A 6231-nucleotide genomic window follows, 5' to 3' on the forward strand; every position below is an offset into this window, starting at 1 on the left:
GATTGGCGGACTCCGCTTAAACTCGCTGACGGTATAGCAGACGCTGTCCACGTCGTGGCGCGGGCAGCATCCGCGCATTGCGCGGATGCTAAAAAAACCGGGCAGCAGTCATATGCCCGTTTTACTCGCCGGGCGCGACGGGCGTCCGTTGGCCGCTGCCGCCTCGCCAGCGACAGCGCCTGCCTTACCAGTGCTTAATCAGCGTCTCGCCGATCCCGGCAATCTCCCGGTTTCTCTCTTCCATCGATGCCTCGGTGCCGGTTAAATAAATAATAACGATGCGCGCGGGCTGCCCGTCCGGGCCGAGGGCGGCGATAATACCGCGCGAGCCGCGATTGCCCGCGCCGGTTTTGTCGGCGATAAACCAGCCGTTCGGCAGCGCCGAGCGCAGCAGCGGGCCGGCGACCTTGTCATCAACCATCCAGCGGCGCAGCTGCTGCCGTGATGAAGCGGAGAGCACGCTGCCGGTGAGCAGGTTGCGCAGGGTTTTTGCCATCGCCTGCGGGGTGGTGGTATCACGCGCATCGCCGGGCAGAGCCTCATTAAGCTCGGTCTCCAGACGGTCGAGCCGTGAAGTCTGGTCCCCGCTGCGGCGCAGGAAGGCGGTTAACCCCTCCGGGCCACCGACGCTCGCCAGCAGCAGGTTAGCGGCGCTGTTATCGCTGAGGGTGATTGCCGCAGCGCACAGCTCGGCGACCGTCATACCGTCGGCGAGGTGCTTTTCGGTCACCGGGGAGTATTCAACCAGATCCTGCTGGCGATAGCGGACGCGGCGGTCGAGCTTTTCCTCTCCGGCATCCACGCGCGCGAGCACCGCCGCGCAGAGCGGCACTTTAAAGGTGCTCATCATCGGGAATCGTTCGTCAGGGCGATAGCTGGCCAGCAGTTGCCCGCTTGCTAAATCCAGTTCCGCATAGCCCACTCTGGCCTTGAGCTGGCTCTCTGCGGCTTTGACTTTATTCACCGTAGCGTCATGAGCCCAGCCGGGCAGGGCGAATACGGCGAGCAGGGGGATCAGGGCAAAACTATAGTGGCGCATTCCGGGTACTGTTCCTTAGTTTTTAATTCTTCACGCCGCGCTGGGCTTAGCCCGGCGACTCTCATACAAATAATGCGAAATAAGAGATGCGAAGATTCACAATTACCCTTTTTTCCTTCATCATTCGTCAGCTTTTAGTCGTAATAATCAATGCTTAGCTCAATATAAGAAAGAGTTTTTTTATTTAAGGCCGGTATGAACTATAAGAATGTACTGAAGGTAGCGTTATTGCTACCAGACGTCGGCTACCGAACGTTAATCATTGACCCCAATCCGGGAGGAACATGGTGGACCCGCTAATTAAGGTCATGCTGGTGGGGGGGAAGGCGGATGGCCTGCTGGTCAGCGTCGCCGATACCGCGACGGAACTTTCCGTCACCGCCGCGCAATATGGCGCGAAATCCGGGCAGCCGCTGAGTTATCGGATCGTCTCGCAGACTATCGATAATGAGCGTTACTTTTTTGGCGTGTTTAGCGATACTCACGACGATACGGATAAGCTAACGCGAGTTGCGCTGACCCGGGGTATGAAGAAATCGCTATGCTGAGCCTGTACCGGACGACCGATCGTCGTCCGGGCAGGCGGCGTTCTCCCGGCGGCGGCAAATGATTTCGCGATCTTAGGGAGCACCATGATCCACCATCTCCGCATACAAAATTTCAGATCGGTCAGGGATATCGAGCTGGAGCTGGGGGCGCTGAATATCGTCTTTGGCCCAAATGGCTGCGGCAAGTCCAATATCTACAAAGCCATCCATCTTCTCACCGCCTCCGCGGACGGTAAATTTTCCAGCTATATCAGCGAGGAAGGCGGCCTGGAAAATATTATGTGGTCCGGGAAGAGCGCGCCCACGGCCCGCTACCCGAAACGGCTGCAGATCTCCTGCCTGACGGAACAGTTCGACTATGAGCTGCAGGTTGGATTCCCGGAGAAGCTGCCGTATCCCACCCAGTTTATGCTCGATCCGATTGTGAAAGAGGAGTCTATCTGGCTGGCCGGCTTCTCCCGCCGCCCCTCGGCCAGAGTGCTGCAGCGCAAAAACCAGGCGGCGTTCCTGATTGACGTGCACGGCGAGAAAAACACCTTTACCGACACCATCTACGAGAATGAATCGATCTTCGGCCAGCTTGGTGAACCCCATCGCTTCCCGGAAATATCCCGGGTCCGGGAGACCATGCGCCAGTGGCGCTTTTATCACGAATTCAACATCGGCCGCCATTCCGCGCTGCGCCATCCGGCGGTGGGTTACCGATCGCCGGTGCTGGATAGCGACGGGCATAACCTGGCCGCCGCGTTTCAGACGATTGTCGAAATTGGCGCCGAGGAGCTGCTGCACGAAATCCTCGAGAGCGCCTTTCCGGAGTGCCGTTTCTTCTGTGAAAATGAGAATTCGCGCTTTTCGATAAAGATGCGGCGCGACGGCATTTACCGGCCGCTGCTGGCGGCGGAAATGTCTGACGGCACCCTGCGCTTTCTGTGCCTGGCGGTGGCGCTGCTGAGCCCAAGGCCGCCGGCATTTCTGGCGATCAACGAGCCGGAAAATAGCCTGCACCGGCAGATGTTTCCGGCGCTGGCGCGGCTGATTGTCGAAGCATCGCGCTATAGCCAAATCTGGCTGACCAGCCACTCGGCAGAGCTGACCGAGCTCATCTCGTCGCTGGCGGAAAGCCAAATTTACGAGCTGGAAAACAGCGGCGGCGAGACCCGGATCAGGACATAAAAGCCCGCCGCAGGCGGCGGGCGACGCGCTCTGCGCCTCAGGCGGCGTTGTTATATCCCGGGGCCGGCAGCAGGGTTTTACTGCCTTTCAGGGTAAACAGCGAAATAATCGTAAAGCAGAGCGTAATCGAACCGAGGATCAGATAGGCCTGATGGAATCCTACGGTGTCGTACATGCGTCCCACCCACGCCGACAGCACCACGCCGGAGAGCTGTTTCGATAAGTTAAAACCAATCAGGAACAGGGTGGCGGAGAGCTTCGGGTTAAACGCGGAAGAGATATATTTAAAGGTGCCGACCAGCAGGAACGGAACTTCAAACATATGCAGCATTTTTAATATGACGACTTCGACCGCGGTGGTGGCGAATGAGGAGCCGAGAATGCGCACCGACATAATTACCCCCGCGGTCAGCAGCGCATTTTTCGCCCCGATGCGGTTAACAATTGCCGGGGCGCAGAACATGACCAGCGCATTAAGCAGTTCGCCGCCGGTGGTGACAAAGCCAAAGACTTCGGTTCCGCGCTGCGGGCTGGCAAAGAAGCCTTTAAAGAAGTTAGCAAACTGCTGATCGAAGACGTCATAAACGCTGGCAACGCCGACGACGTAGATAATAAACCCCCAGAACCGCGGCATGCGCAGCAGCTCGGCGGCAACGCGCAGTGAGAAGGCCTGGCGGTTTGCGCCCAGCGCGTCCATCACCTGGGCGCTATTGCTGCTTTCCGGACGCGAAAACCACAGCAGTCCCCCTAGCACCAGCGCGAAACCGGAGGCAATCCAGAAGGTAATATTCGGGTCGATGCCGAACAGAATCCCGGTAATCGACGCGCAGATCGCCCAGCCGACGCAGCCGGCGACGCGCACCTTGCCGTATTCAAAACGGTTGGCGCGGCTGACGCGTTCGATATAGGCCTCGACCGCGCCGGAGCCGCTGGAAAAGACGATCCCCAGATAGACTCCGCCCACCAGCGCGCCGACAATAATATTCATCTGCAGCAGCGGTGAAAAAACGAATATAAAGAACGGGGCGAACAGGATTAATAAAACCACGATCGTCCACAGCAGATGCTTGCGCAGCCCGAGCTTGTCGGAAATCAGGCCAAATATCGGTTGGCAGATAATGGCGAACAGCGAAATTGAGGAGAAGACGATCCCGGTTTCCGTTTTTGTTAAGTGGTTAACGTCCGCCAGCCACACCGGGAAAAAGGGAAAATAGGCCGACATAATGAAGTAATAGAAGAAAAAGAACAGCATGAAATAAATAAAGTTATGCCGTTCTCGCGGCGCGAGTTCAGAGAATTTCATAGAGAGGTTCCATTTTTATTATGCCTGTAAGGTTGGGGAAGTAACGCCCCGTTTATACCCGTCATACCTCAGATCGCATGCGCGTTGCTTTTCCTTGCTCACCCCAGCCGCTGACTTCAGTCAGCTCCGGGGAATTCCTGCGTCGCCGCCTGCCTGCAACCCGAATTATGAGAGTACATACCGTCATGCTCCAGGCGGCCGACGGGCGATTCACTTGACGAATCACCCGCGGCGCGGCCCGATTATTCAGGGTTTATTATTGGAAATGAATGCTTATCTGATACTGCCAATGCGTCTCCTGCAGCAGCCATTGCGGCAGAACGCTCGGGGTCCAGGAGTCGTCGCCGCCGACGCCCATATGTTGGCCGTCGAGGGTAATCCAGACGCCGCTCTCCGGGCGCATCCGGTGCCAGTGATCCGTCGCCATCAGCTGCCCGGTGCCGTAGGGCTGCACCGAGAAGTGGAAGTTGCCCGCGACGTGCCAGCGTCCCCAGTCCAGCGCTTTGCTATCGCAGCGCAGGCCGTTCTCGGTGGGGAAGATGTACGGCGTGCTCATCTCCTCAAGGGGCAGCTGCCAGCGGGAGAACTCCGCGCTGCTCCGGCGATCCGGGTAGTTTTCATGTGGGCCGTAGCCGAGCCAGGAGACCGGCTGCTGCTGATCGGCGACCTGGAAATTAAGGCCGACTCGCGGCAGCGGCGGCAGGGTGCCGGCGCGCTCGCCGTCTACCGCCAGATGTAAACGGCCTTCGCTATCAAAGGTCATGCGCCAGCGGCTGACGATGACCGCTTCATCGCCGCGCAGATAGTGCCAGCGGCTGTCGATAACCACCTCATGGGCCAGACGCTGGGCTTCGCAGTGAACGCAGCGCGCTTCAAGATCGTACAGACCGGCGCTTTTCCAGCGCTCAACCCAGGCGTTAGGGTCGATGCGTTCCACTTCGCTGACGCCGATATCGTTATCCAGCGCGGCGCGGACAAACTGGTCGCGCAGCGGAGTGAGCAGCTGCTCCACGCCATCCGCGCGCCACTGGCTGAGCAGCCCGCTGTGACGATCGACGGTCCACTGCTGCGATCCCAGGCTGACGACATAGATCGCTTCATCGATCTCCAGCGTCGGCGCGCTACCGGCAGGCTCGGGTTTGGCGAGCGCGAGCGGGGCGGCGAGGGCAAACTGCTCCCAGGCCACGCGGTGTTCGGCTGGCGACCAGACGGTAGCCTGCGGCTGAACCACCTCCAGCAGCAGCCAGACCTCTTTTGCTCCCGCAGGCAGGGTCAGGGTATCGCACAGCGTAAGCTCCGCCTGGCCCTGCGGCGTGAGTTCGAGGGCGGCGCTGCCGCTGGCGAAAGTTTCGCCCGCTGACTGAACCTGCCAGCGCAGCACTTCATTGTTGGTCGCGCGGAACAGGTATTCACTATTTACGCTGACCCGCAGCGGCGACTGCGTCAGCAGCGCGAACTGGAAGAACTGCTGCGCGTGTTTGGCTTCTATAAGCGACGGGTGCGGGCGGCGATCGGGGAAAACAAGCCCGTTCATGCAGAACTGACGGTCGTTGGGTTTATCGCCAAAGTCACCGCCGTAGGCCCAGCCGGTGCTGCCGTCATCGAAAGTTTTGCTAATCGCCTGATCCGCCCAGTCCCAGATAAAACCGCCCTGCAGGCGCGGATACTCGCGGAACGCCTGCCAGTAGTCGGCAAAGTTGCCCAGGCTGTTGCCCATCGCGTGCGCGTATTCGCAGAGAATAAGCGGGCGCTGCTCGCCCGGCATGCTGATCCACTTTTTGATGCCCCATTTCGGTACCGCCGGAATGAGCTGGTCGCGCTCAACGCGGGCGTACATCGGGCAGATAATATCGGTGGCGCTGCTATCCGCTCCGCCGCCCTCATACTGCACCGGCCGCGAAGGATCGTTGCGTTTGAGCCAGTGATAGAGGGCTTGATGGTTGTCGCCGCCGCCGGATTCATTGCCCAGAGACCAGATAATAATCGACGGATGGTTGCGGTTGCTTTGCACCATGCGCGTCACGCGGGCGCTAAACGCCGGCAGCCACGACGGGTCGTCGGAAAGGCGGTTCATCGGCACCATGCCGTGGGTTTCGATATTGGCTTCATCGACCACGTACAGGCCGTACCGGTTGCACAGTTCGTACCAGCGGGAGACGTTCGGATAG

5 protein-coding genes are annotated in these 6231 nt (G+C 59.2%); 2 read left to right on the top strand and 3 right to left on the bottom strand.

The window, feature by feature from the left end; all coding sequences use genetic code 11:
* Positions 1-184: 184 nt before the first annotated feature.
* Entirely contained in the window at positions 185-1039 is an 855-nt protein-coding gene (gene bla / locus GO007_RS20835; protein ID WP_095103292.1) for a PLA/ORN/TER family class A beta-lactamase, read from the bottom strand.
* Positions 1040-1326: 287 nt separating this feature from the next.
* Here bla and GO007_RS20840 point away from each other — a divergent pair, with 287 nt between their 5' ends.
* Both GO007_RS20840 and GO007_RS20845 read left to right on the top strand, forming a co-directional pair.
* Entirely contained in the window at positions 1327-1587 is a 261-nt protein-coding gene (locus GO007_RS20840; protein ID WP_045859573.1) for a hypothetical protein, read from the top strand.
* An 84-nt stretch (positions 1588-1671) separates the two neighbouring features.
* Positions 1672-2760 (top strand): AAA family ATPase, encoded by a 1089-nt coding sequence (locus tag GO007_RS20845; RefSeq protein WP_095103294.1) that lies wholly within the window; start codon positions 1672-1674, stop codon positions 2758-2760.
* Positions 2761-2797: 37 nt separating this feature from the next.
* On the opposite strand, the gene GO007_RS20850 is transcribed toward GO007_RS20845, so the two are convergent.
* Positions 2798-4063 carry an MFS transporter gene (locus GO007_RS20850; protein ID WP_095103296.1) on the bottom strand — a complete coding sequence of 422 codons (1266 nt, stop codon included), beginning with the start codon at positions 4061-4063 and terminating at the stop codon, positions 2798-2800.
* A gap of 256 nt (positions 4064-4319) precedes the next feature.
* Positions 4320-6231, bottom strand: a 1912-nt coding sequence (locus GO007_RS29230) for a glycoside hydrolase family 2 TIM barrel-domain containing protein (RefSeq protein WP_223261805.1), incomplete at its 5' end; no start/stop codon positions are given.

It is taken from the genome of Klebsiella sp. 10-1, from assembly GCF_009758445.1.
Taxonomy (GTDB): domain Bacteria; phylum Pseudomonadota; class Gammaproteobacteria; order Enterobacterales; family Enterobacteriaceae; genus Klebsiella; species Klebsiella scottii.